This is a genomic window from Nostoc sp. NMS2 (assembly GCF_017115105.1).
In the GTDB taxonomy this organism is placed as follows: Bacteria; Cyanobacteriota; Cyanobacteriia; order Cyanobacteriales; family Nostocaceae; genus Nostoc.
This window is the reverse complement of record NZ_JABXKH010000122.1, coordinates 32,140-52,283: the sequence shown is the minus strand read 5'-3', so window position 1 is coordinate 52,283 and position 20,144 is coordinate 32,140. Positions and strand designations below refer to the sequence as shown.

The following is a 20,144-nucleotide window of genomic DNA, read 5'->3' as shown; positions in this document are numbered from 1 at the left end:
GAATTAAATCTTACCCTACCTCGGATGGTGTCACTTTGTTTCCAACAAAGATTGCTGATCAGGCAAGTCCTCTTGTCAATAGGCTTTGAGACGCGCTAACCCTGGCAGCAATAAAGTCATCCATGCCTTTAAGTTCAATTGATGGTAATTTAATTACCATAACTTTTGAACCTGTCGCGCTTAAATCTCTCGCTATATTGATTAAGGATTGCTGAACGGGACGTTTATGTAATATGTCAGCGTCAAAGCACAGGTAGAAAGTTCTGCCAAATCCAGCAAAGGCTTCTATCCATGAGTGAAGTCTGCCCATCTTTCGGCAAGTCGATACACCAGGAATGGATATGGTTGGTAGTCCGATAGTTAACCCTGCACCTGCTTTCTTGGCTCCTTCGGTAATGATTATAGGGATTGATTTGTCAGCTAGAATTTGTTGCCAGCAATACTCTACCCCTGTGTCCAAAAACAACGGAGATGCACCATAACCAACGGCTCCCAAATACTTGTTTACTTTTCCATCTTTACCTAATGGTGAGACATCTGGCTTTGCTTGTACGCCTTCTAATGTGTTTTCTCCGGTCAGTGGATTCACGCCTGCAACCATCCAGCAAGGTACTAAATGGTCTGAGTGTTTTTGTCTGGACTTTGTATTGCGATTTAGAACTTTATCGACTTCTCTGGAGTCATATAAGGTTCTCACATTTCGTTGTATTATTTTTGCAGATACACTACTTAATTGCCATTCTTCCCAATGGTGAGATGCAATGGTATCGACTGTTTGAGGAGTAGAGACAGTCATTGTTCTACCCTCCAATTAATGTTAGAATGGTTAGCGGAAAAGGAAGATTCCTTAATCTTCTTTTGAAAGTAATTTTTCATACATTTATCCTTTTTGACTCTAGCTGATTCCTGGGGTCTTTTTTTTGGCTACTTAACAGGATGATAAGCATTTGTTAACTGTTACTTGAAGTGACGATCGCACTCACTTTTTAAAATCCATCGGGACAATTGAGCTTGCGTTGCTTTTGCTCCTCTAGCAATTTGAGAATCTGTTCCGCCGCAAAGGAGCGATCGTAGTGTGGCAGCCCAGAAGTGGACATGGCAGCAAGCAGGACTTGGATTTGTTCGTCATTATCGACTTGCAAATTAGGAAGTAGGTTTAACATCAGCCTTCCATAAGCCCGTACTTCCTTGTGGGTAAGCTTGTCGCCTTCTTTGTTAGTTTTGATTTGTTCAAGGAAATGAACGATCACTTTGGTAGATCCATCGAAGCCAAACATGTTGGTTAACTAGGGCATTGGGAATTGGGCATTGGGCAACAGCGATCGCACTTCACGCAGCAGTGAAGTCAACGTAATAGGCAGTCCCAACAGAGAATTGAGACGATGCCGCAGGGTTGGTAATTTGGAGTGTGATGTTACCGGCTGGTGTCGCTTGCCAGAAGGTTAAGTTTTCTTCGCTCGGTGGATTGCTGGTTACTGGGGTGAGGATAACTGTTGCTGTTTTGGTTTCGCGGTCGGGGAGATTCTGTTGACAGATGAATTTAGCTCTGATCATTGGTTTTATTCCTTAGTGGTCAGTGGGAAAGATTAGGGAAGGCGGATCGAGTTGGCGCTTGATCCGCTTTGTTGTGTCGAAAGAGAAAATCGAAATGAGTGATCAAATTATTCCGTCCAATGAAGATGTTATTTCTATGGCTCAGGAAGCTAACTTGACTGGCGCTTCAACATCGACAGGTGGAGAATTGATGGAACGTCTGAAGTACTTGGTGCATAGGAGCAGCAGTTTAAATGAAGAGGAGGCTTCAAAGTGGCTTGAAGATGGTGTGATCTGTAAGCTTTTACTAGCTAACGGGGGCGGCTGGCAGAAAGGTAAAATCCGAATTGTCTTTGAATTTATTCCTGATAAGCCGACACCAACAAAACCACTAACTCCCATTAACTCGACATCTCCACTGGATGATCTGCGATCGCACCTCGATGTCTAGTCACAGATGCATCGCCTGCTACCAGACAAGACAGTAGGCGACATATCTATGAATAAAGCCGTCTTACCTGTGAAGGGTAGGACGGCTTAAACTTTCGCTTCTACTTGGGCTTTTAAATCCTCTCTTAAGACCTTGAGTCCTTGAATCTTTGACTCTAGACGAGCTATCTCGTCTTGAATACGTTGATCTTCTTCTTTCTTGATCGCCACCTGATCAGAATATTCATCAATCAGGTGGTCAATCATTCCCCCAGGATTTCTTGTTCCGTCACTGACGATACTTGATCTCTGGCCATCTGTTCCACTAATTCGCTCTTGCTGACACCCAATGCTTTGGCCTTCGCCTCCAATTTCTCTACCCCTTCCGGCGAGAGCGTTAATGTCAAATCTTTCTTCCTCTGCCCATGCAGTGGTTTTCTCATCTTTTCTACCCGTGTACAACATTTTAATTCTACCCCTGTACTATCTTTACATTTAACCCTGGCAGTATTAGACTATTTATAGTTGTACCAGGGTAGAACTATTTTTGACAAGTAACTCCCGGCCCAAATCCGGCAGAGATAGCAGCCTGCCAGCACTGAGCAAACACCAAAGACCTGCTAGGGGCTGACCACTAATCACTGACAACTGCATTCACCCGTAAGTCGTAGCGTCGCGGGGTTAGCGGTTCCCATTAAAAATCCAGGGCGAAAAGATGCCCTGGACTGAGTAAAAACCATAGCTCAAAAAAGGAGATTAAATGACCAACAGCTTAACAGACATCAACCCAGTTGACATCATCACCCACGTCGAGCAGAACTTTAACCGCTCTCAAGCCACTGGGTTGAATTCCCTAATCTTCCTGGCACTGCGCGAACAGACCACTGTGGGGCATCAGCGAAAAGAATGGGGCTTTGAGGATATCCCCGAACAGATCGTTGCCTGGTGCGATGAACTTGAGGACGAAGACCTTTTGGAGGTGGCAACAGCGATCGCAACTGGCTTATTAGACGAAATTACCACCATCTCAATGTTTACAGAAAACGCCCAAAACTATACTGCACAATCGATTGACGACCAAAAACAACCCACTTTATTGAGCGACTATTAACGCACTATGACCGAACAACAGATTAGCGATAAACCACTTAATGGGCAACGACCAAGCCCCATTAACAGCCGTAAAGGTCGAAAGAAGGAGTGGAAGGACTTAGCTATTGATCCACTCTCGGAAGGGTATGACAGCCATCAAGCCGAGTATGTAGTGGGGAAAGCCCCAATGACCTGGGCATTACTTGAAGTTGGTCAACTGTTTTCCCGCTCCAAAAGCGGCAAGAACTTGCACGTCAAGCTTAACGATGGGCGCGCCGTCTGCCTGGACACTCGCCAAGCAATTGAATTCAAACCCCCGATTAGAAATTCCCAGCAAGTTTGGGTTGTGACCAACTTCAACAGTACATCTGCCAACAAAGCCGATTTTTAAAGGCGATCGCCTTCCGCACAGGTTCGCGATCGCCCGCGTCATGCGGTCAGATCAATCAAAACCACACATCCAAGATTATGACAGAAGACATCAACAAATCCTACGTCAAGCGTTACGTTGAGCAAGCCAATTCCACAGACAACGAAGCCGTGAAAAATAATTGCCTCTACCGTGCCGGGACGCAAATGGAGGTAATCGACTGCGACGGGAATGACAAACTAACCCCAGAGCAACAGCAGACGGTATTGGATGCAGCCAACAAATTGCTAGGAGTCAAAAATGACTAACAAAAAACTTAGCGAGTTGGTCGTCGAAGTCTCATTGCAAATCTCCGAAATATACAACCATCCTGAGTACCAAGAATTTAAGGAGACAGAACATCCGTTGACCGACAACGTAGCTCAAGGCTATCAGGGCATGGTTGATCTGATCTGCGAGATCGAAAAGAAGGAGAAGGGGGAGGAGTGAATCAAATAAGCATTCTTATTTGCATCATTGGCGCTGTAGTAATTGCGATCATCACCCTGTGCAAGCCGGAGGGTAGCCGCCCTTTCTACCTCAAAATCGAGGTGCAGTATGGCAGATGAGCAAAAAATAGTCGTAGAGGTTCCGAGCGACCGAGGTTATTCCCCTGTCGCTAGTACAGTCGAACTATCTAAATTGGAGGAATTCAAGAAGGGATGGGTGAACGCGATCGCACTGCCAGACAATCTGCCAGACTTAGCTTATACCCTTGCCTCCTCAGTGGCGATTCCCGCTTTATTAAGTAGCTGCTGGGTGAGTATTCCCTTTCCTGGATTTGTCCGCCTGGGGGTTTTTGGAGTATTGGCGATCGCTGGGGTTGTCGCACTTTACCTGCGGCAAGCCGTGCCAGAGGTCAAAGATATTCTTCTGCTCCGTGTTGGCTTAATTGCTGTGGGGGTTCTGCTAGGGATATGACAATCTACAAAATTAAGTACTGGGATAACGAAGGGCAGGGTACTACCTTGATTGATTCGCCTAGCCAAGTGGACGTAGAGGAAGCAGCCAGTTTAGTACAGGAGCAATTACAAGAGAACGGAATTAATACTAGTCCAGTACAGGTAGAAGAATTTCGAGAAGTCCGAAATCCCTTGGATCTGCTTGTAGCAAATATCCAAAGACTGGGCTTGGGGGGGTAAATATGAGCAGCGATTTACATCCTTCTCAGTTACATCAGCACTTGCAGATGTACACCTGTGCCAAGTGGTCATTTTGGGGAAGTCTGGCTGTCAGCTGTGGCTTGTTGTTCCTGGGAGCAAGTCAAAAGCCTGAGTCGAAACCGTGGATACTAGGCGCATCCGTTGGCGTTCTCGAAGTAGGTCGAAGACATCGCCAGACAGCCAAACTACTCCAAGAATCGCTAGGAGACATCGACCGAGCATCACGGGTCAACTTCCAAGCGTGGGCCCGCGCCAAAACCCAACCCACAGCACAGCTAGCCCTGACTGTTGGCGCGGTTGATTCCAACTGGAAACCAGAGAACCTGATTACAGATCCAGTTGAGTACATCCAGAAAAAGCAAAAACACGTCGCCCTAATCGGTGGAACTGGCGACGGGAAGTCAACCTTTACCCAGTATTTATCCTCTAAGATTGGCGGTCGCGTTGTCGTCTACGACAGCGACGCTAAACCAGATGATTGGGCATGGCTAGATCAAGCCGATGTCATTGGGCGTAAAGGAAATTTCAAAGCCATCGACACCGCAATGGGTAATGATCTCAAAACCTTAGATGAGCTTGTAGAACTGCGGGGAGAGGGGGGAGATAACGCGATCGCTGGTCGGGAACGATTCATGATCGCGGAGGAGTTCCCCATTTTGGTGGACGAATGCGACCACGCTACCACCTGGATTAAGCGCCATGCCAAACGGGGTAGGCGATACAAGCAGTTCATTTGCGCCCTGGCTCAAAACGACACCGCCGAAAACTTTGGGTTGCAAGGAGACAAGGACACACTGTACAGCTGCTTCTGTTTAGTGAGATTAGGGCAGTTTGGGCGCGATTACGTCAGGACTAAACTCAAAGATCCTCAACTAGAGCAGTGGTTAAAAGCTGGTGGTAAAAGGCGATTCATGGTTGATGACTGCCCTTGTGAACTTGACCTGAGCAACTGGGGAACAGGGAGCATGGTGCAGTCGGAAATCTCCGGCGGGGGAAAACAGGAGGTGCAATCTTCCCAAGAACTCAATGAATATGAGCAAATCATCATCGCCTGGGGGCAAGAGCATCCAGGGGAGATTTTGAAGGCCCGATTACTCCAGCAAGTAAGCCAACCGTTTAAAAAGGATGACCCAGAAAACATCAGGATTATCTTTCAATCACTTGCTGACAAAGGGCTAGGGGAAGTGGTAGATAGTGGCGATCGCCTGGGCTGGAGGTGGTCAAAGTAATGTCTACAGTTTGCCTACAGTCCGTCTACAGGCTGTAGGCAACGCTTTACAGGTAAATTACCGATTAAATAGGCAGTGGTTGAGTGGAAGTGCGATCGCTCGACACCTCACCGCTAACCAATCAATAGTTCGTCTACACCCTCTACAATTTTTTCGCGCCAAAATTTCGGCTGTAGACGGTTAAAACAGATCCCAGAGCGGATTTTGGCGACTGTAGACAATTTTTCTAGGGTTTAAAAAACTTCAAAAATCCAAACAAATTTTAACTCTGCAATGACTCAAACAACTTGTCCTCGATGCGATTGCACACGGCTGCAATATCAAGAAAAATACGGCTATTGGGAGTGCTTCGACTGCGGTCACACCTGGGGGTTCGATGAAGACGATCCAGATTATGACGAGGAAATTCTTGATTATGACGGCGATACAGGACGCGCTTTCATCAACGGAAGCTGGGTTGTAGTTTCTCCCCAAGCTTGGGCAAGGTGGAAGAGGGAAAGCTACTAACTATGGGGGGTAATGATGACAAATGGATAAGCATTGATCCACGGTCGGATAAACTCTTGCTACGGTTTCGGGTCAAAGGCTTTCCTAAGCAATTTCAAATATCTACGGGGTTAAAAAACCTAAAACGCAATCGTGATATTGTGCGTTTACGCCGGGATGCAATAACAACCGATATTTCATTGGGGCACTTTGACCCCACACTGGAGAGATATCAGTTTAGTCCTAGTGCGATCGCAACTCCCATAATTCCCTTTTCCCCAAAAGGTGAAGCCGACTTGGCGGAGTTGTGGGAAATGTTTACAAAATTTCAGTCCAGGCAGATAGAAGCAACCACAATCTACTCTACCTACAGAGTAGTAAGCAGAACTATTGATCGGTTGCCATCTGGCTCACTTTTAGACGCGCCAAAAATCAGAAATTGGCTGATGGAGAACACAAGCCAGTTTATGGCTTCAAAATATTTACTCCGATTTGACCAATGTTGTCGTTGGGCTTTAGAGGAAGGAATCATCAAAGCGAATCCATTTGATAGCCTTAAAAAAATTAAGAAAATCAAGAATAACACTGATGATTGTAGGGCTTTCACCATTGAACAGCGAGATGCGATCGTCGGAGCTTTTGAGTCTGACGACCGATGCAGTCATTACAGCAATCTCATAAAGTTCCTCTTTTGGACTGGTTGCCGACATGGTGAAGCATTTGCTCTTACCTGGAAAGATGTTTCGAGAGATTGCTTACAGATCAGCATCTCCAGATCAAAAAACCTTTTGGGGATAGAGAAAGGCACAAAGAACGGTAAAAGCAGAATATTTCAGTGCAGCGCTGGAGCCAAATTGCATGAACTATTGCTATCGATGAAGCCAACAGCATCAGGCGATTCCCGTATCTTCTCAACAAAAAGAGGCTGTCCAATGACTAGTTCGGCGTTGAGCCATGCCTGGAACCGAGACGGGAAAAACCAGACCGGAGTAGTGAGGAAGTTATCAAATCAGGAAATAACTCCCTACTTAAACCCTTACGCTACCAGGCACACTTTTGCAACTTGGGCGATCGCGTCTGGTAACTCCCCCGACAGAGTTGCCTACTGGATCGGAGACGATGTAAATACGGTACTTCGCTACTATGTTCACCCAGAAGCTACCAAGGGCGAATGCCCAGATTTTTGATGATTAGCCGCGACTCATCCGCTACTCAAAAATATTTAAAAGCACTCAAAACACAGGCTGTTAATGCCATCCCTGCATTTCTACCAATTCCATACACAACTTATTAATTTCCTCTAAATCAGGTTTGTCAGGGAGGGGAGATTCTTCGTAAACAATTTCCATTTCGGCAACCAAATCTTCTGCCATTTTCATCACTTGCTCATAAGAATACTCACCCTTCAAAATAGCTTTTAAATCTTCAACATCACCAGCTATTCTTCTATCTACAATCACTTCACCTTGACGCAATATTTCTACTCCACTGCGTAATAATCTAATGCAGTGCATCCCATGTTTGAGGTCAAAACCCGACTTTCTTTCCATTTCTGCCCTAGCCGGATTTCTATTTTCCTGCCAAGATAAGTAAGCCTTCCATTCTCTTAAAGCTATTTGATAGCTTTGGCTTTTCTGAAGCAGACGGATAAAATCTTTACGGCTATTGGTTAACTGTTGGGTATATTCTAAAGTTTCATCGGGTAAAGTGTATTGTTTTAACACTCCTTTAAAATCAATATCTGCCGTCAGCAATTTGTATAACTGTTCCGCTTCTTCCAAAAACTCAATCCGTCCTCTGATTAAGTTATAAAGATACTCCAGAAAAGCATTTAGCTCATCTTTGCTGAGGGGTGCTTCGTCTTCTATGGCGAAGTCAGATGGCATTGGCTTTTTTTGCGGTGGTTTTAACAACCATTTACGATGAGTTTCCATCTTTTTGATTTGAGCAAAGGTATAACCAGTGTAAGTATGTTTTACCTTCTTGCTCAAAAATAGCTGTTTATGATTAATTAAATGCTGTCCGACTGCGCTTACAAAAGGATAGTTATTTAACCAGAGCAATTCTAAAACATTGGGATTTGCACCCGCTAATAACAGAAGGATTTTTCTTAATTCATATATAACTGTGTCTTTGTTGCCATCCAGGAATGAAAATATTCCTGGTTCATCCCAACCAGCATCTTTTTGTTCTATCCGATCAAATCCCAAGTAGTACCTTTTGGGTGCGATAAATACTCCCCGATAATCAAAGTCTGAATCAGGACGATTTAAACCATAGCCGTAGCTACCTGCCAAACCAATTAAAATAGTTCTTTGCTCAACTTCTATTCTTTCCATATCACCTGATTAAAATATAGCCATCCTAACTCATGAGTTAGGCAGGTGGGGAGATGGAGAGTAGGGAAAGGATTTTTAACTCCCTTCAGACATTGCATAGATACTCCCACAGCACAAAGACAGCCAAGGATGGGTGCATAATAGCCATACTTAATCATTCGTGAACAACGAGATCCCCGAATTCTTGAAGAATTCGGGGATCTGAGCCTTGCGTTTAACAGAAATGCCCCTAAAGGAGATGATGCAACGGTATCCCCTTGAGGAGCAAAACTTGTCAATTCAGTTGTTCTTATACTTTACACTTTCCTAGAATATAAATTATCTAGGAATAATGTGCCGTCTAGTTCCCCATCCTGGATTGACAATGGCGGCTAAATCTTCTTCTGATAACTTGTTGATTTCATTTTCCAGTTCATCAGCTGTGAAGTCATAACCACGCTCTTTAGCAATCTTGATGAAAGCTTGTGGATCGGCTGTTGCTTTCAGCTTTTGCTGTAATGCTTGATCTTGTTTTACGGCTTGAAAAAGTCGGGTAGCATTTTGCTGTGTCATGACAAGTCCATCTCCTGTTTTAAATATCAGGTTTGAATGTAGGAGTTTGATTTTTTAGATTCCCTAAATTCTGTAAACAACTATTAGATTAAGCGTGTAAGTTTAATTCTAAAACAAATAAGATAAATCTGTGGATTTTGACAAGAAACTATAAGTTTGAGTCTAAAATATTTCTACGAGTTTGTAAAAATCACTCCTAAGATGGAAGCAGTATTTAAATAAAAAGTATCTATTCTGATTTTTGGGTAAGCGATCGCCATTACAAATTTTGGCAAATGAGAGCTTGACTTAGCACCTGTCAATAAAATAGTATGTTAGATTGTCTGTCTAATTCCTGCTCGGATCAGGTAGACATATTACAAAAGCTGGCAAAAACCTCTCTACAGGAGATAAAAACCAGCTACCTGTACGGCAACCTCAAGGACAATTCCATGACCTACGCAATTATTGAAACTGGCGGCAAACAAATACGAGTAGAGCCAGGGCGGTTTTATGATATTGAACTGCTTCCCACCGAACCAGATGAAAAAGTTACAATAGACTCCGTATTACTCGTGCAGCACGATGGCGAAGTCAGCATTGGACAGCCACTAGTGACAGGTGCGACTGTAGAAGGGACTGTAATGCGACATTACAGAGGTCGTAAAGTCTTGGTATACAAGATGAAGCCGAAAAAGAAAACCCGCAAAAAACGGGGGCATCGTCAGGAAATTACCAGACTTATGATTGACTCCATTACTCTTAACGGTGCAGTGTTTGCTGCCCAAGGTGAACCGGAGAAGGAAACCCCCATTTTAGATGAGACTCCTGCTGAAGAAGTTGAAACTGCTGCTGAATAATAAAAGAAGTAGATACATAAGAGGAAATCATGGCTCATAAGAAAGGAACAGGTAGTACACGCAACGGTCGTGATTCTAACGCCCAACGCCTGGGTGTCAAACGTTATGGCGGTCAAGTTGTGCGTGCAGGAAACATTCTTGTGCGTCAGCGCGGTACCAAATTCCACCCTGGTAACAACGTCGGTATTGGTAGCGATGACACTCTGTTTGCCTTAATCGACGGTGTTGTAATGTTTGAGAGAAAGGGCAAAACCCGTAAACAAGTTAGTGTTTATTTACCTATAACTGCTGTTGAGGCAGCCCCTGCTGAAGCAGTGGCAAGTTAGAGTCTTAGGGTGGGTAATAGTAATAGTTCCCACCCTAATCGCTAGTTAGCGATCGCAGGTCAGATTTGCATAAATATTCTAAAAGTCGCTTTGCACATATCCCAACACCGTATGTAATGGAACACTACTGAGACACATTCGTAGTGGTAAAATTTACTTATTTTGTATCAATTGTTGGCAAGAAATGCCAGATATGAGTTCGGTAGTTCATCATAAATCTTTATCTGACGCAGTATTATCAGCAAAAATCAGAGGAAAAAACTTTGATGTTGACAACGAGAACTCACGTTAATTTACTCCTGCTAAACTTTTAACTAAAGGTAACTGAATATTAGCAACAAAGGCACGAGGAAAGGTTCAATGAATACTGTTGTGCTTAATTTAGAACCGATTGCTCATTTAACTGATGAGCAATTTTATCAATTGTGTATTGCTAATAGCGATTTAAGCCTAGAAATGAATGCAGCAGGAGAATTAATAATTGTGCCACCAGTAGGAGGAGAAAGCGGAAATCAAGAAGCAGATTTAATTACAGACTTAAATAATTGGAATCGTCAAGCTAAATCAGGGAAAGTTTTTAGTTCTTCAACTATCTTTATACTTCCAAACGGTGCAAAACGTTCCCCTGATGCGGCTTGGGTAAAGTTGGAACGGTGGAAAGCTTTAACGGCAGAACAGCGAAAAAAATTTCCTCCACTTATACCCGATTTTGCAATTGAACTGCGTTCCGAGACAGACCGACTTGCACCTATCCAAGCGAAAATGCAGGAATACATAGAAAATGGTTTGCGTTTGGGTTGGCTAATTAATCCTCAAGATAAGCAAGTGGAAATTTACCGATTTTTAAAAGCTGTAGAAGTTATTCAAATGCCAGCGATTCTTTCTGGAGAAGATATATTACCTGGATTTGAGTTGCAAGTATAGGTAGGCGGTATCAGAATGAATTCTGACTCCTGAATTCTGAATTCTGTTTGATAAAAATTCATGCAGGTCTAATTTGCTTTTTAGTAAAGTAACTAGCATGATACCCAAGGCTGAAAAAACTAATGCCATTGCTACGTCAACTTTGATGCGAGATTGAGATTGAATCCAGGCAATAACAAAAGTGCTGAGAGTTCCACAGATAAAAGCACCTAAGAAAAAGGCTACAGTCCGCGCCATCAGCACTATATTCCAGACTGTTATCGGGTAATCCCAGTCAATCTGCGATCGCTGTGGTACATACGCAACAGCTGGTAATAGTGATATAGTTACCCCAATCGGTTCTGATGGGAAGCAGCCAATGGCTAACGCCACGCTACGCTATCGGACGCAAGGGGGAAAGTCTGGTGTAAATCCGGCGCTGTCCCGCAACTGTGAACCAAAATAAGGTGAGTCAGGATGCCCGCCGGTTAGAATCAATTCGTTTACATAAATCTGCGAGGTACAGATTATGAAAAGAAAAAAACAGGCGTTAGTCAGTCTAACCCTAATGGGAGTTATCAGTTTTTATCTAGTAGTTGGTTTACCCAAACCCGCCTACGCGATGCACATTATGGAAGGTTTTTTACCAGTGCAGTGGGCGATTTTTTGGTGGATTGTGGCATTACCATTTTTTCTATTAGGGTTGCGTAGTCTGACTCGCATTACTCAAGCTAACCCAGAACTGAAACTACTGCTGGGTTTGGCTGGTGCTTTTACTTTTGTGTTGTCAGCGTTGAAAATCCCTTCCGTCACAGGTAGCTGTTCTCACCCAACAGGGACAGGGTTAGGTGCGGTGCTGTTTGGCCCCCTTACCATGACGGTTTTGGGTAGCTTAGTATTGTTGTTTCAAGCTTTGTTACTAGCGCATGGTGGCTTGACAACGCTGGGTGCAAATGCTTTTTCGATGGCGATCGCTGGGCCATTTGCAGCTTACTGGATATATAATCTGACAATACAGTTGGGTGGTAAACAAAAAATCGCCATATTTCTAGCAGCTGCGATCGCAGATTTACTCACTTACATTATCACTTCTATCCAACTTGCCCTAGCTTTTCCTGCACCTGTTGGTGGGTTTATTGCTTCCTTTACCAAGTTCGCCGGAATTTTTGCCATTACTCAAGTTCCCTTAGCAATTAGTGAAGGATTGCTAACTGTATTAGTGTGGAACTGGCTGCAATCTTATAATCCTCAAGAATTGGAATTGCTGAAATTAATCAAACGAGGAAGTGGCAATGAGTCAATCTAAAAAAGGGTTGAGTAACTGGCTATTGGTAGTAGCTGTATTAGCCTTAGCAGTTGCACCGTTAATATTTGTACGTGGTGGCGAATTTGCCGGTTCCGATGACAAAGCTGAAAAAGCAATTACTGAAATACAACCTGGATATAAACCCTGGTTTAAATCATTTTTTGAACCAGCTAGTGGTGAAATAGAAAGCTTATTATTTGCTTCGCAAGCAGCTTTGGGTGCTGGGGTAGTCGGTTATGTAATTGGGTTGTATAAAGGACGTTCTCAACGACAAAAACGTGAAGAATGAGCCTGCAACTAGATACTTTAGCTTATACCAATCGACTGCGAAGATTGCCACCAGAACATAAACTAATTTTTGCATTTACTACTCTTGCTATTTCCCTTGTTACCCATCCGTTAGTGCAAATTTTGATAGTGCTTTGGATGAGTATTTGGATAGTTATTTATGCAAGAATTCCGGCTGGTGTTTATTTTAAATTGTTAACATTTACCATAACTTTTTGTTTAACAAGTTTACCAGCACTAATGGTGAATGGAGTTGCGATTAATAATTTGCCAAGGGTGCAATTAGATTCGTGGTATGGACTAACTGTCGGACACTTCTATATTTATATCAGTTATAGTGGCAGTATCCAAGCATTGGGAATTTTAACCAGAGCATTAGCCTCTGTTTCTTGCCTATATTTTCTCATGCTAACTGTGCCTTTCACTGAAATATTACAAACTCTGCGTTACTTGCGATTTCCAGTGCTTTTAACCGATTTATTATTACTAATGTATCGGTTTATTTTCATTCTGCTGAACACAGCCAATGAATTGTGGACAGCACAAAATTCCCGTGGTGGCTACCGTACTTGGCGTAGTGGGATGAAAAGTTTAGCACTACTAATTGGACAACTATTACAGCGAACCTTACAAAAATATAGTCAGTTTTCTCTCGGACTGCAATCGCGGGGTTTTGTGAGTGAATTTCGAGTTTGGCATCCTCGTCGCTATCATCCCCAAGCACGATATATCATCGAAGCAATTTGCGGTTGTGTAGGATTAATAGGATTAGAGTTTTGGCGAAATGCAGGAATATTTACTCGAATTTGAACAGGTATATTACACCTACCCAGGCACACAGCAATCAGCTTTGAATGGTCTAACACTGAAGATTCCATCTGGTAAAAGGTGTGCATTAATTGGTCAGAATGGTTGTGGTAAAACAACTTTATTTTTATTAGCCAACGGTCTATATAAACCTGATTCTGGTATTGTCAGTTGGCGGGGTGAAGCGTTAAGTTATAATCGTAATTATCTCGGTAACTTACGGCAGAAAGTTGGACTAGTATTTCAAGACCCAGAACAACAATTAGTAGCTTCTACTGTTGAAGAAGATATATCTTACGGTTTGTGTAATTTGGGTTTGCCAGAACCTGAAATTAAAGACCGAGTAGAGCAAGCATTAGTTGAATTTGAACTGACTGCTTTAGCAGAAAGACCCGTGCATCATCTGAGTTTAGGACAAAAAAAGCGAGTTTCTATAGCTGATGTGATGGTGTTGCAACCGGAACTGTTGGTGTTGGATGAGCCAACTGCCTATTTAGATATTAAACATACTCGTAACTTGATAGCAACTTTGAAAAAAATTCATCGAGATGGAACTACTTTAGTAATGGCAACCCACGATTTGGATCTAGTTTATCGTTGGGCAGATTGGGTTTTTGTGATGCACGAAGGACGACTAGTACTAGAAGGTCAACCCCAGGATGTGTTTTTGCAACACGATCTGTTATCAGAGTTAGAGTTGGGAATACCATTAATATATGAAATTTTATATTATGGGTTATCATCTGAAGATGAATCAGTGAGACAACGAGTACAAAGCAAGATATTAGATAGAACTATTTTGTAATTTTTTCTAATGCACGCTTATCTCAAACAATTTACATTATTTCGGCTCTTGAAAACATCGTTATGACAAGGTAAAAGTGCTTTCAGCAACCACAAAAAACTTTGAAGTATGTATAGCTAGCTTGCTATACATCACAATGGCAAACTCTACGCACTGTTTACTTTATCATTGTTCCCACAGTCATACTGTTTACAATTGCTCATTCCTTACTTGCCCTAAAGGTAGGAATCATCCGTCTAGTTAAGTCTATGTCCCTGTAGAGGTAATATGAGTCTGATTTTTCCCAAACGCACCTTATCCCGTCGCCAATTACTGCAACTATCTGGACTTTCAGGGGTAGGCTTTCTTTTAAGTGGCTGTGGGACAAATTTGTTCTCAGATAATCTGCGGCAAATATCTGAGCCACTAAACCAAAGTCTGGAAGCACTCCTGTTAAGTCAGAAACCAGTTCCAGAATTTCCTGTTAGTGCTATAGAAGCAGACAAATTGCTGGTTAATACCTTTAACTTCACGCCGCAAATTGATCCGGCGCAGTTTCGCCTAAAGATTGATGGCGAGGTTAGTAACCCGATGCAATTGAGTATGGGGGATATTGAAAAACTTCCCTTGACTTCAATGGTAATTCGCCATGTCTGTGTTGAAGGGTGGGCTGCCATCGTTCAATGGGGGGGTGTGCGATTGCGAGATTTGGTGGCGCTGGTACAGCCTAAGTCAAACGTCCGTTATGTCTACTTCAAATCTGCTGATGGCTACTATGAAAGCTGGGATCTTGCTTCTGCTGTACATCCCCAAACTCTCATGGCTTATCAAAAGAATGGACAACCATTATCAGTTGATAATGGTGCGCCCATGCGCCTAGCATCCCCAATTAAACTGGGCTATAAGCAAAGTAAGTGGGTGACTCAAATTACATTCGTCAGCAGTTTGTTACCTCTTAAAGGCTATTGGGAAGATCAGGGCTATGAGTGGTTTGCAGGGTTATAGTCCAATACGCTCAAGACAAATCGACTCAATCCCAATAAGAAACCCCCTCTGCTTGCATCATAGTAAATTGATTACAAGGCAGAGGGGGTTCATTTTTTATTTTTGTATAGGCAGATTTTAAAGATAATGCTGGCAAAAAACCAGTTTCTCTGATGTTGTGTTTATTTTCACCTGCCTACTCAGTTCAGCCTATTTCCAATCGGGAATTTCGGCATCTTCTCCACCAATCCCGATTCCAGTGTTAAATATTTCGGCATCAGTGAGATTTAGATCGTTCATTGATGCTTTATACACATTAGAATCGTGAATCGTAGCGCGAGTAAAATTTACTCCGTTAAGATTGGTTTGCTTCAAATTAACATTGCTTACATAAGCTGATGTTAGGTTAGCACCTGCCAAGTTAGCACCTGTTAAGTCAGCACCTTCGAGGTTTGCTCCTACGAGGTTTGCTCCTTGGAGCTTCGAGCCTCTCAAGTCAGCACCAATTAAATGAGCGCCACTGAGGTTAGCTCCCGACAAATTACACTGGATACATTCCCCAGTTGAAAGCAGCTTTTGTAAATCCTGCGGATTTTCGGCTCTAACCGAGCTAGCGAAAAATAGGGGAGTTGCTAAGGCCATGGCCGCTAATAGCTGGAGTTTCATATATTTTCCCCCTTAATAATCAAGTTGCGTCCGTTCTGTCCCTCACAACTCTATTATCTCACTAAACTTCGTGAGGTCAATGTATGCTATCCGTTAACAAGTTGGTTATGATATTAACCTGCTATGATAACGAGATAAAAAATTCCATATATCCTGTTTCTGGTCGATTTTTACCCAATAAACCCTAAAAAGCTGCCGTTGTTAAATCTCTGTTAAATCTTTTTAAAGGCTTGCACTACTTGGCATAATTTGAAATTTTGATAAGTATTTATACTTGATCAATTGATTTGATCGCAAATTAGGTTAAGTCTATTAGAAATTCTTGCATATACCGATTGACCAACTCAGGCTGTTCTTGCTGCACCCAATGGCCACAATTAGGAATGTACTTGATTTGAAAGTTCTGGACATAAGCTGCGGTGTCGTAGGTTAGTTCCTTACCGAGTGCGGTGTCATTTTCTCCCCAAATCATCAGTGTAGGTACTTCCAGAATGCCCCAACTTGGATTTAGCATTCTCTGCTGAAACATATTGCGGTAATAGTTCAACATTGCTGTGAGGGCACCGCGTTTTGCAGCAGCATCTTTATAAGCGTCAATATCCACTTTGGTGAAAGCAGTTTTGTTAAATGCTGTACCTTTAAAAACCGTTTCAATTGCTTGGTAGTCTGAAGATTGTAAAAGTAATTCTGGTAGCCACGGTATTTGAAAGAGGAATATATAGTAACTACGCTGTAACTGTTGGGGAGTGCGTAAACCTTCGGCAAATTTGGCAGGATGGGGCAGGTTAAGAATAATTAATTGCTCTACCATTTCAGGGTGAGCATAAGCAAAATTCCAAGCGATCGCACCTCCCCAATCATGCCCAACTAATACACATTTTTGGTATCCTAATCCTTTAATTACTCCTTCAACATCTTTGATAAATTCATCCATGACATAAGCTGATTGCTCTGTTGGCTTATCACTATCGTTGTAGCCACGCAAGTCAATGGCGACAACTTTAAAATTTTGGGCAAATTCTGGTATTTGATGCCGCCAAGAATACCAAAACTCAGGAAACCCATGCAACATCAACATTAAAGGGCCTTCACCTTGGGTAACGTAATGTAGTTTTACCCCATTGGTAGTTATATATTCGTGTTTCCAACTCGGTTCGATTACAGACATATATTGTGTTTTTTGTTAGTGCTATAGCGGTTCTCGAATGGATACAATACAGTTTGACCTCTCTCCTAAGAGGAGAGAGGCTTTGAATCTTACTGCCCAACGCTACAAGGGTTGGGGCTGTTCTTGTTAGGTCTGTATTGCACTCAACTGAGAACCACTATATTCATCATGTGTAATATTTTTGATTAAAACATCTATTAAAAGATAGTTTTAAAATAGCAATTCACCTTTGGATAGATATTGATAGTAAGTTAGCAAAGTTTCATCAAATTACTAGAATATAGTAACTTAGATAAAAAATGCCCTTCGGGAAATTTATTTAGCAGTTTCTTCAGTCAAGTCAAGAGCAATAATATGATTATTTGAGACACAAATAAAATGAGTACAATAGAAACGCGCGGTATCTGGCTGACTACTACTGATAGTAAAGTTCTCAGATCAAAGGAACGCATTGCCGAGGCGATGAATTTTCTTGCTGAGACGGGATTTAATGTGGTGTTTCCCGTTGTTTGGAACAAGGCAGTAACTTTGTATCCTAGTCAAATAATGCAGCAGACTTTTGGTGTTGAAATTGACCCTCTGTGTGTAGGTCGTGACCCTTTAGAAGAAGTGGTGATTGAGGCGCGGCGAGTTGGGTTGAAAGTCATTCCTTGGTTTGAATACGGTTTTGCCAGTTCTTACAATTTGAATGGCGGTGTGCTTTTACAGAAAAAACCGGAATGGGCTGCGCGTGATTTTAATGGCAACTTGCTGAAGAAAAATAGTTTTGAGTGGTTGAATGCCCTCGACCCTCAAGTGCAGGAATTCTTGTTGAATTTGGTGCTGGAAGTTGCGAAGAATTATGATGTGGATGGTATTCAAGGTGACGATCGCTTCCCTGCATTCCCTTCTGAAGGCGGCTATGATGAGGGAACTGTCAGCCGTTATCGCCAGGAATTCGATCGCAATCCACCACAGAACCCCAAGGATAGACAATGGTTACAGTGGCGTGCAGATATTCTCACTGACTTTTTGGCGCGTCTCTACGGGGAGGTGAAAGCGGTGAATTCTAATTTATTAGTAGCGATCGCACCTAATATCCATGATTGGGCATTCCAGGAATATCTGCAAGACTCACCCGCATGGTTGAAGCGGGGAATAGTTGATATGATTCAGCCACAGATTTATCGGCGTGACTTTGGGAGTTATTCTGCGATCGCTGATAAGCTAGTAAACCAGCAGTTCACAGATGCCACACTGCCCAAGTTAGCACCGGGAATATTGATGAAGCTTGGCTCTTACTGTATTAGTCCAGAATATCTGGTGCAGGCAATTGAATACAATCGCCAACTTGGTATTCAAGGAGAGGTATTCTTTTTTTACGAAGGTTTGCGCGAAAATAACAATACCCTAGCTAAAGTTTTACGAAATGGCCCCTATGCTAAGTCTGCATCATTTCCCACTCTGTCAGATTTGAGTGCGGGTGGTGTGATTAACAAGAGTACATCTTCAATTTGGCAAAGGTTGTTAAAAAAGATTTTTTAAGGAAAAATGCGCGTGGAATCTCAATTATCGGTGGAACAGGTAATAAAAACTCTCAAGCAAGATTTACCGACACTTTTTGAAAAAGATATTTCTTATGATATTTATACACAGGATATCTACTTTAAAGACCCGATAAATACATTCAAATATAAATTTAACTATCGGATTGTATTTTGGACTTTGCGATTTCACGCTCGGCTATTTTTTACCCAAATTTACTTTGATGTACATGAGGTTTATCAGTCAGATGAAGATACAATATTAGCCAAGTGGACAGTGCGGGGAGTGTTGCGCGTTCCTTGGAAAGCAGGTTTGCTTTTTAATGGGTATTCAACGTATAAGCTCAACCAAGATAATTTGATATACGAACATATTGACACTTGGGATAGAAAACCAGGTGAGATTTTACGGCAGTTCTGGCAAAGTGGAGGAGAGAGCTAATTAGATACATGGCGAGTTATAAATTTATCCAGAACAAGCAGAGAAACGCAGAAATAAGAAATTAATGCATGTCATCAGTCGGAAAAAGCTACGACAATTCTGCCAAAAACACGCTGATTGCTGTGAAGCACTTGATGACTGGTACATAACCGCTAGTAAAGCAGACTGGGGTAATTTGCTAGAAGTTCAAACTATTTATCCTCAAGCCGAAGCAGTAAGCAAGTTTATAGTTTTCAACATTAAAGGTAATAAATACCGCTTAATTGCTAGTATTAACTATGAAAAGCAGGTCATCTATATAAAATATGTCTTAACTCATGCCGAATATGACAAAGACTCCTGGAAAAATGACCCTTACTTTTAATTCAGAAATTTACAGCCACTTACTGTCTCAACATCAACCTCGGATTATAAAGACAGAAGAGGAAAACGAGAAGTTTTTAGAAACTGTTGAAGAACTGCTTTCTCGTTCCACTCTGACTCCTGAAGAAGATGCTTTGTTGGAATTATTAGTAAAACTGATTGAGGATTTTGAAGATAAGCACTATCAGCTTAATTCCTCAACACCTCGCTCAAGACTCTTGCATTTGATGGAAGCTAGAGGTTTGGAACAAGCTGATTTGGTAGAAATTCTTGGTTCGAGCGAGATTGTTACTAAAATCATGAATAGGGAACTAGAAATCACGAAAGAACAAGCTGAGGCTTTGGGTAAGTTTTTTCACGTTGAGCCAAGCTTGTTTATTTTAGAATAAGCGATCGCTTTTTTTAAGTGAAACCTAGTTCAGAGACAATAGGCGATTATTCATTTAGCTCAATTTAATGGCTATGAAAGCTTTTGGCTATTATATTGATAAATTATAATTTCCTTTGTATTAT

General features: G+C 42.2%; 33 protein-coding genes, 1 pseudogene and 1 riboswitch. Of the genes and pseudogenes, 23 read left to right on the top strand and 11 right to left on the bottom strand.

Going from position 1 to position 20,144, the window contains the following annotated elements:
• Nucleotides 1-58: 58 nt before the first annotated feature.
• The 3 genes from HWQ36_RS21690 to HWQ36_RS21680 form a co-directional block, all read right to left on the bottom strand.
• A complete protein-coding gene (locus tag HWQ36_RS21690; RefSeq protein ID WP_292706341.1) occupies nucleotides 59-796 on the bottom strand; it encodes a DUF3854 domain-containing protein in 738 nt (245 codons plus the stop codon).
• Nucleotides 797-986: 190 nt separating this feature from the next.
• Nucleotides 987-1,250, bottom strand: coding sequence for a hypothetical protein (locus tag HWQ36_RS21685; protein ID WP_292706339.1), 264 nt, complete (start codon nucleotides 1,248-1,250; stop codon nucleotides 987-989).
• A 79-nt stretch (nucleotides 1,251-1,329) separates the two neighbouring features.
• Nucleotides 1,330-1,554, bottom strand: a complete 225-nt coding sequence (locus HWQ36_RS21680) for a hypothetical protein (RefSeq protein WP_292699027.1) — start codon at nucleotides 1,552-1,554, stop codon at nucleotides 1,330-1,332.
• A 94-nt stretch (nucleotides 1,555-1,648) separates the two neighbouring features.
• Here HWQ36_RS21680 and HWQ36_RS21675 point away from each other — a divergent pair, with 94 nt between their 5' ends.
• Nucleotides 1,649-1,984, top strand: coding sequence for a KGK domain-containing protein (locus tag HWQ36_RS21675; RefSeq protein ID WP_292706337.1), 336 nt, complete (start codon nucleotides 1,649-1,651; stop codon nucleotides 1,982-1,984).
• Between the two features lie 86 nt (nucleotides 1,985-2,070).
• On the opposite strand, the gene HWQ36_RS34420 is transcribed toward HWQ36_RS21675, so the two are convergent.
• Both HWQ36_RS34420 and HWQ36_RS34415 read right to left on the bottom strand, forming a co-directional pair.
• Nucleotides 2,071-2,229 (bottom strand): hypothetical protein, encoded by a 159-nt coding sequence (locus HWQ36_RS34420; RefSeq protein WP_366829445.1) that lies wholly within the window; start codon nucleotides 2,227-2,229, stop codon nucleotides 2,071-2,073.
• Nucleotides 2,226-2,405, bottom strand: coding sequence for a CopG family transcriptional regulator (locus HWQ36_RS34415; RefSeq protein WP_366829444.1), 180 nt, complete (start codon nucleotides 2,403-2,405; stop codon nucleotides 2,226-2,228). The genes HWQ36_RS34420 and HWQ36_RS34415 overlap by 4 nt, the downstream gene beginning before the upstream one ends.
• Before the next feature lie 317 nt (nucleotides 2,406-2,722).
• Here HWQ36_RS34415 and HWQ36_RS21665 point away from each other — a divergent pair, with 317 nt between their 5' ends.
• The 10 genes from HWQ36_RS21665 to HWQ36_RS21620 all read left to right on the top strand — a co-directional run bounded on the left by HWQ36_RS21665 (nucleotide 2,723) and on the right by HWQ36_RS21620 (nucleotide 7,528).
• Nucleotides 2,723-3,073 (top strand): hypothetical protein, encoded by a 351-nt coding sequence (locus HWQ36_RS21665; RefSeq protein WP_292706333.1) that lies wholly within the window; start codon nucleotides 2,723-2,725, stop codon nucleotides 3,071-3,073.
• Between the two features lie 6 nt (nucleotides 3,074-3,079).
• On the top strand, nucleotides 3,080-3,445 hold the full coding sequence (locus HWQ36_RS21660) for a hypothetical protein (protein WP_292706331.1): 366 nt from the start codon (nucleotides 3,080-3,082) through the stop codon (nucleotides 3,443-3,445).
• Nucleotides 3,394-3,732 (top strand): hypothetical protein, encoded by a 339-nt coding sequence (locus HWQ36_RS21655; RefSeq protein WP_292706360.1) that lies wholly within the window; start codon nucleotides 3,394-3,396, stop codon nucleotides 3,730-3,732. The genes HWQ36_RS21660 and HWQ36_RS21655 overlap by 52 nt, the downstream gene beginning before the upstream one ends.
• Complete coding sequence (locus HWQ36_RS21650; protein ID WP_292706329.1) at nucleotides 3,725-3,913, top strand: hypothetical protein; 189 nt, start codon at nucleotides 3,725-3,727, stop codon at nucleotides 3,911-3,913. Before HWQ36_RS21655 ends, HWQ36_RS21650 begins: the two co-directional genes overlap by 8 nt.
• Nucleotides 3,914-4,021: 108 nt before the next feature.
• Entirely contained in the window at nucleotides 4,022-4,384 is a 363-nt protein-coding gene (locus HWQ36_RS21645) for a hypothetical protein (protein WP_292706327.1), read from the top strand.
• Complete coding sequence (locus HWQ36_RS21640) at nucleotides 4,381-4,605, top strand: hypothetical protein (RefSeq protein ID WP_292706325.1); 225 nt, start codon at nucleotides 4,381-4,383, stop codon at nucleotides 4,603-4,605. The genes HWQ36_RS21645 and HWQ36_RS21640 overlap by 4 nt, the downstream gene beginning before the upstream one ends.
• Before the next feature lie 2 nt (nucleotides 4,606-4,607).
• Nucleotides 4,608-5,855 carry a hypothetical protein gene (locus HWQ36_RS21635; RefSeq protein WP_292706323.1) on the top strand — a complete coding sequence of 416 codons (1,248 nt, stop codon included), beginning with the start codon at nucleotides 4,608-4,610 and terminating at the stop codon, nucleotides 5,853-5,855.
• Nucleotides 5,821-6,039, top strand: a complete 219-nt coding sequence (locus HWQ36_RS21630) for a hypothetical protein (RefSeq protein ID WP_292706321.1) — start codon at nucleotides 5,821-5,823, stop codon at nucleotides 6,037-6,039. The genes HWQ36_RS21635 and HWQ36_RS21630 overlap by 35 nt, the downstream gene beginning before the upstream one ends.
• Before the next feature lie 89 nt (nucleotides 6,040-6,128).
• A complete protein-coding gene (locus HWQ36_RS21625; protein WP_292706320.1) occupies nucleotides 6,129-6,362 on the top strand; it encodes a hypothetical protein in 234 nt (77 codons plus the stop codon).
• 2 nt (nucleotides 6,363-6,364) lie between these two features.
• Nucleotides 6,365-7,528, top strand: a complete 1,164-nt coding sequence (locus HWQ36_RS21620; RefSeq protein ID WP_292706318.1) for a site-specific integrase — start codon at nucleotides 6,365-6,367, stop codon at nucleotides 7,526-7,528.
• Nucleotides 7,529-7,588: 60 nt separating this feature from the next.
• Here the strand turns inward: HWQ36_RS21620 and HWQ36_RS21615 are convergent, their stop codons facing one another.
• Entirely contained in the window at nucleotides 7,589-8,680 is a 1,092-nt protein-coding gene (locus tag HWQ36_RS21615; RefSeq protein WP_292706316.1) for a nucleotidyltransferase domain-containing protein, read from the bottom strand.
• A 318-nt stretch (nucleotides 8,681-8,998) separates the two neighbouring features.
• Entirely contained in the window at nucleotides 8,999-9,232 is a 234-nt protein-coding gene (locus HWQ36_RS21610) for a Nif11-like leader peptide family natural product precursor (protein WP_292706315.1), read from the bottom strand.
• Nucleotides 9,233-9,663: 431 nt separating this feature from the next.
• Here HWQ36_RS21610 and rplU point away from each other — a divergent pair, with 431 nt between their 5' ends.
• The 3 genes from rplU (at nucleotide 9,664) to HWQ36_RS21595 (ending at nucleotide 11,321) form a co-directional block, all read left to right on the top strand.
• A complete protein-coding gene (gene rplU / locus HWQ36_RS21605) occupies nucleotides 9,664-10,071 on the top strand; it encodes a 50S ribosomal protein L21 (RefSeq protein ID WP_292706314.1) in 408 nt (135 codons plus the stop codon).
• A gap of 29 nt (nucleotides 10,072-10,100) precedes the next feature.
• The gene (rpmA, locus tag HWQ36_RS21600; protein WP_292706312.1) at nucleotides 10,101-10,397 is read left to right on the top strand and encodes a 50S ribosomal protein L27; all 297 of its coding nucleotides are present in this window, start codon (nucleotides 10,101-10,103) and stop codon (nucleotides 10,395-10,397) included.
• 360 nt (nucleotides 10,398-10,757) lie between these two features.
• Nucleotides 10,758-11,321: a Uma2 family endonuclease gene (locus HWQ36_RS21595; RefSeq protein ID WP_292706310.1), complete on the top strand. Its 564-nt coding sequence runs from the start codon at nucleotides 10,758-10,760 to the stop codon at nucleotides 11,319-11,321.
• Here HWQ36_RS21595 and HWQ36_RS21590 read toward each other — a convergent pair.
• Both HWQ36_RS21590 and HWQ36_RS21585 read right to left on the bottom strand, forming a co-directional pair.
• Nucleotides 11,295-11,558, bottom strand: coding sequence for a metal ABC transporter permease (locus HWQ36_RS21590; protein WP_292706346.1), 264 nt, complete (start codon nucleotides 11,556-11,558; stop codon nucleotides 11,295-11,297). The two genes, HWQ36_RS21595 and HWQ36_RS21590, sit on opposite strands and share 27 nt — an antisense overlap.
• A pseudogene (locus HWQ36_RS21585) lies at nucleotides 11,550-11,627 on the bottom strand (manganese ABC transporter ATP-binding protein); the annotation flags it as partial. The pseudogene HWQ36_RS21585 and the gene HWQ36_RS21590, both read right to left, overlap by 9 nt.
• A gap of 13 nt (nucleotides 11,628-11,640) precedes the next feature.
• A riboswitch (cobalamin riboswitch) is annotated at nucleotides 11,641-11,804 on the top strand.
• 25 nt (nucleotides 11,805-11,829) lie between these two features.
• On the opposite strand from HWQ36_RS21585, the gene HWQ36_RS21580 reads away from it, so the two are divergent.
• From HWQ36_RS21580 to HWQ36_RS21560, 5 genes are all read left to right on the top strand, one after another.
• On the top strand, nucleotides 11,830-12,606 hold the full coding sequence (locus tag HWQ36_RS21580) for an energy-coupling factor ABC transporter permease (RefSeq protein WP_292706308.1): 777 nt from the start codon (nucleotides 11,830-11,832) through the stop codon (nucleotides 12,604-12,606).
• A complete protein-coding gene (locus tag HWQ36_RS21575) occupies nucleotides 12,593-12,895 on the top strand; it encodes an energy-coupling factor ABC transporter substrate-binding protein (RefSeq protein WP_292706306.1) in 303 nt (100 codons plus the stop codon). The genes HWQ36_RS21580 and HWQ36_RS21575 overlap by 14 nt, the downstream gene beginning before the upstream one ends.
• Entirely contained in the window at nucleotides 12,892-13,704 is an 813-nt protein-coding gene (gene cbiQ, locus HWQ36_RS21570; RefSeq protein WP_292706304.1) for a cobalt ECF transporter T component CbiQ, read from the top strand. Before HWQ36_RS21575 ends, cbiQ begins: the two co-directional genes overlap by 4 nt.
• On the top strand, nucleotides 13,679-14,506 hold the full coding sequence (locus HWQ36_RS21565; RefSeq protein ID WP_292706302.1) for an ABC transporter ATP-binding protein: 828 nt from the start codon (nucleotides 13,679-13,681) through the stop codon (nucleotides 14,504-14,506). Before cbiQ ends, HWQ36_RS21565 begins: the two co-directional genes overlap by 26 nt.
• A 267-nt stretch (nucleotides 14,507-14,773) precedes the next feature.
• Nucleotides 14,774-15,490 carry a molybdopterin-dependent oxidoreductase gene (locus HWQ36_RS21560; RefSeq protein ID WP_292706300.1) on the top strand — a complete coding sequence of 239 codons (717 nt, stop codon included), beginning with the start codon at nucleotides 14,774-14,776 and terminating at the stop codon, nucleotides 15,488-15,490.
• A gap of 189 nt (nucleotides 15,491-15,679) precedes the next feature.
• Here the strand turns inward: HWQ36_RS21560 and HWQ36_RS21555 are convergent, their stop codons facing one another.
• Together HWQ36_RS21555 and HWQ36_RS21550 are read right to left on the bottom strand one after the other, a co-directional pair.
• Complete coding sequence (locus tag HWQ36_RS21555; RefSeq protein ID WP_292706298.1) at nucleotides 15,680-16,135, bottom strand: pentapeptide repeat-containing protein; 456 nt, start codon at nucleotides 16,133-16,135, stop codon at nucleotides 15,680-15,682.
• Between the two features lie 298 nt (nucleotides 16,136-16,433).
• Nucleotides 16,434-17,303: an alpha/beta hydrolase gene (locus HWQ36_RS21550; RefSeq protein WP_292706296.1), complete on the bottom strand. Its 870-nt coding sequence runs from the start codon at nucleotides 17,301-17,303 to the stop codon at nucleotides 16,434-16,436.
• A gap of 378 nt (nucleotides 17,304-17,681) precedes the next feature.
• Between HWQ36_RS21550 and HWQ36_RS21545 the strand changes: the two genes are divergently transcribed.
• The 4 genes from HWQ36_RS21545 to HWQ36_RS21530 all read left to right on the top strand — a co-directional run bounded on the left by HWQ36_RS21545 (nucleotide 17,682) and on the right by HWQ36_RS21530 (nucleotide 20,020).
• The gene (locus tag HWQ36_RS21545; RefSeq protein ID WP_292706294.1) at nucleotides 17,682-18,827 is read left to right on the top strand and encodes a family 10 glycosylhydrolase; all 1,146 of its coding nucleotides are present in this window, start codon (nucleotides 17,682-17,684) and stop codon (nucleotides 18,825-18,827) included.
• Between the two features lie 12 nt (nucleotides 18,828-18,839).
• Nucleotides 18,840-19,268 carry a DUF2358 domain-containing protein gene (locus HWQ36_RS21540; RefSeq protein ID WP_292706292.1) on the top strand — a complete coding sequence of 143 codons (429 nt, stop codon included), beginning with the start codon at nucleotides 18,840-18,842 and terminating at the stop codon, nucleotides 19,266-19,268.
• Nucleotides 19,269-19,332: 64 nt separating this feature from the next.
• Nucleotides 19,333-19,632, top strand: a complete 300-nt coding sequence (locus HWQ36_RS21535) for a type II toxin-antitoxin system HigB family toxin (protein ID WP_229556972.1) — start codon at nucleotides 19,333-19,335, stop codon at nucleotides 19,630-19,632.
• Nucleotides 19,616-20,020 (top strand): transcriptional regulator, encoded by a 405-nt coding sequence (locus HWQ36_RS21530; RefSeq protein ID WP_292706289.1) that lies wholly within the window; start codon nucleotides 19,616-19,618, stop codon nucleotides 20,018-20,020. Before HWQ36_RS21535 ends, HWQ36_RS21530 begins: the two co-directional genes overlap by 17 nt.
• Nucleotides 20,021-20,144 lie beyond the last annotated feature (124 nt).

Bases quoted from the DNA above. Each gene is read 5' to 3' on its own strand.
- HWQ36_RS21690 (WP_292706341.1), bottom strand. From the start codon at position 796: ATGACTGTCTCTACTCCTCAAACAGTCGATACCATTGCATCTCACCAT.
- HWQ36_RS21680 (WP_292699027.1), bottom strand. From the start codon at position 1,554: ATGATCAGAGCTAAATTCATCTGTCAACAGAATCTCCCCGACCGCGAA.
- HWQ36_RS21675 (WP_292706337.1), top strand. From the start codon at position 1,649: ATGAGTGATCAAATTATTCCGTCCAATGAAGATGTTATTTCTATGGCT.
- HWQ36_RS34420 (WP_366829445.1), bottom strand. From the start codon at position 2,229: ATGATTGACCACCTGATTGATGAATATTCTGATCAGGTGGCGATCAAG.
- HWQ36_RS34415 (WP_366829444.1), bottom strand. From the start codon at position 2,405: ATGAGAAAACCACTGCATGGGCAGAGGAAGAAAGATTTGACATTAACG.
- HWQ36_RS21665 (WP_292706333.1), top strand. From the start codon at position 2,723: ATGACCAACAGCTTAACAGACATCAACCCAGTTGACATCATCACCCAC.
- HWQ36_RS21660 (WP_292706331.1), top strand. From the start codon at position 3,080: ATGACCGAACAACAGATTAGCGATAAACCACTTAATGGGCAACGACCA.
- HWQ36_RS21650 (WP_292706329.1), top strand. From the start codon at position 3,725: ATGACTAACAAAAAACTTAGCGAGTTGGTCGTCGAAGTCTCATTGCAA.
- HWQ36_RS21645 (WP_292706327.1), top strand. From the start codon at position 4,022: ATGGCAGATGAGCAAAAAATAGTCGTAGAGGTTCCGAGCGACCGAGGT.
- HWQ36_RS21640 (WP_292706325.1), top strand. From the start codon at position 4,381: ATGACAATCTACAAAATTAAGTACTGGGATAACGAAGGGCAGGGTACT.
- HWQ36_RS21635 (WP_292706323.1), top strand. From the start codon at position 4,608: ATGAGCAGCGATTTACATCCTTCTCAGTTACATCAGCACTTGCAGATG.
- HWQ36_RS21625 (WP_292706320.1), top strand. From the start codon at position 6,129: ATGACTCAAACAACTTGTCCTCGATGCGATTGCACACGGCTGCAATAT.
- HWQ36_RS21620 (WP_292706318.1), top strand. From the start codon at position 6,365: ATGGGGGGTAATGATGACAAATGGATAAGCATTGATCCACGGTCGGAT.
- HWQ36_RS21615 (WP_292706316.1), bottom strand. From the start codon at position 8,680: ATGGAAAGAATAGAAGTTGAGCAAAGAACTATTTTAATTGGTTTGGCA.
- HWQ36_RS21610 (WP_292706315.1), bottom strand. From the start codon at position 9,232: ATGACACAGCAAAATGCTACCCGACTTTTTCAAGCCGTAAAACAAGAT.
- rplU (WP_292706314.1), top strand. From the start codon at position 9,664: ATGACCTACGCAATTATTGAAACTGGCGGCAAACAAATACGAGTAGAG.
- rpmA (WP_292706312.1), top strand. From the start codon at position 10,101: ATGGCTCATAAGAAAGGAACAGGTAGTACACGCAACGGTCGTGATTCT.
- HWQ36_RS21595 (WP_292706310.1), top strand. From the start codon at position 10,758: ATGAATACTGTTGTGCTTAATTTAGAACCGATTGCTCATTTAACTGAT.
- HWQ36_RS21590 (WP_292706346.1), bottom strand. From the start codon at position 11,558: ATGGCGCGGACTGTAGCCTTTTTCTTAGGTGCTTTTATCTGTGGAACT.
- HWQ36_RS21580 (WP_292706308.1), top strand. From the start codon at position 11,830: ATGAAAAGAAAAAAACAGGCGTTAGTCAGTCTAACCCTAATGGGAGTT.
- HWQ36_RS21575 (WP_292706306.1), top strand. From the start codon at position 12,593: ATGAGTCAATCTAAAAAAGGGTTGAGTAACTGGCTATTGGTAGTAGCT.
- cbiQ (WP_292706304.1), top strand. From the start codon at position 12,892: ATGAGCCTGCAACTAGATACTTTAGCTTATACCAATCGACTGCGAAGA.
- HWQ36_RS21565 (WP_292706302.1), top strand. From the start codon at position 13,679: ATGCAGGAATATTTACTCGAATTTGAACAGGTATATTACACCTACCCA.
- HWQ36_RS21560 (WP_292706300.1), top strand. From the start codon at position 14,774: ATGAGTCTGATTTTTCCCAAACGCACCTTATCCCGTCGCCAATTACTG.
- HWQ36_RS21555 (WP_292706298.1), bottom strand. From the start codon at position 16,135: ATGAAACTCCAGCTATTAGCGGCCATGGCCTTAGCAACTCCCCTATTT.
- HWQ36_RS21550 (WP_292706296.1), bottom strand. From the start codon at position 17,303: ATGTCTGTAATCGAACCGAGTTGGAAACACGAATATATAACTACCAAT.
- HWQ36_RS21545 (WP_292706294.1), top strand. From the start codon at position 17,682: ATGAGTACAATAGAAACGCGCGGTATCTGGCTGACTACTACTGATAGT.
- HWQ36_RS21535 (WP_229556972.1), top strand. From the start codon at position 19,333: ATGCATGTCATCAGTCGGAAAAAGCTACGACAATTCTGCCAAAAACAC.
- HWQ36_RS21530 (WP_292706289.1), top strand. From the start codon at position 19,616: ATGACCCTTACTTTTAATTCAGAAATTTACAGCCACTTACTGTCTCAA.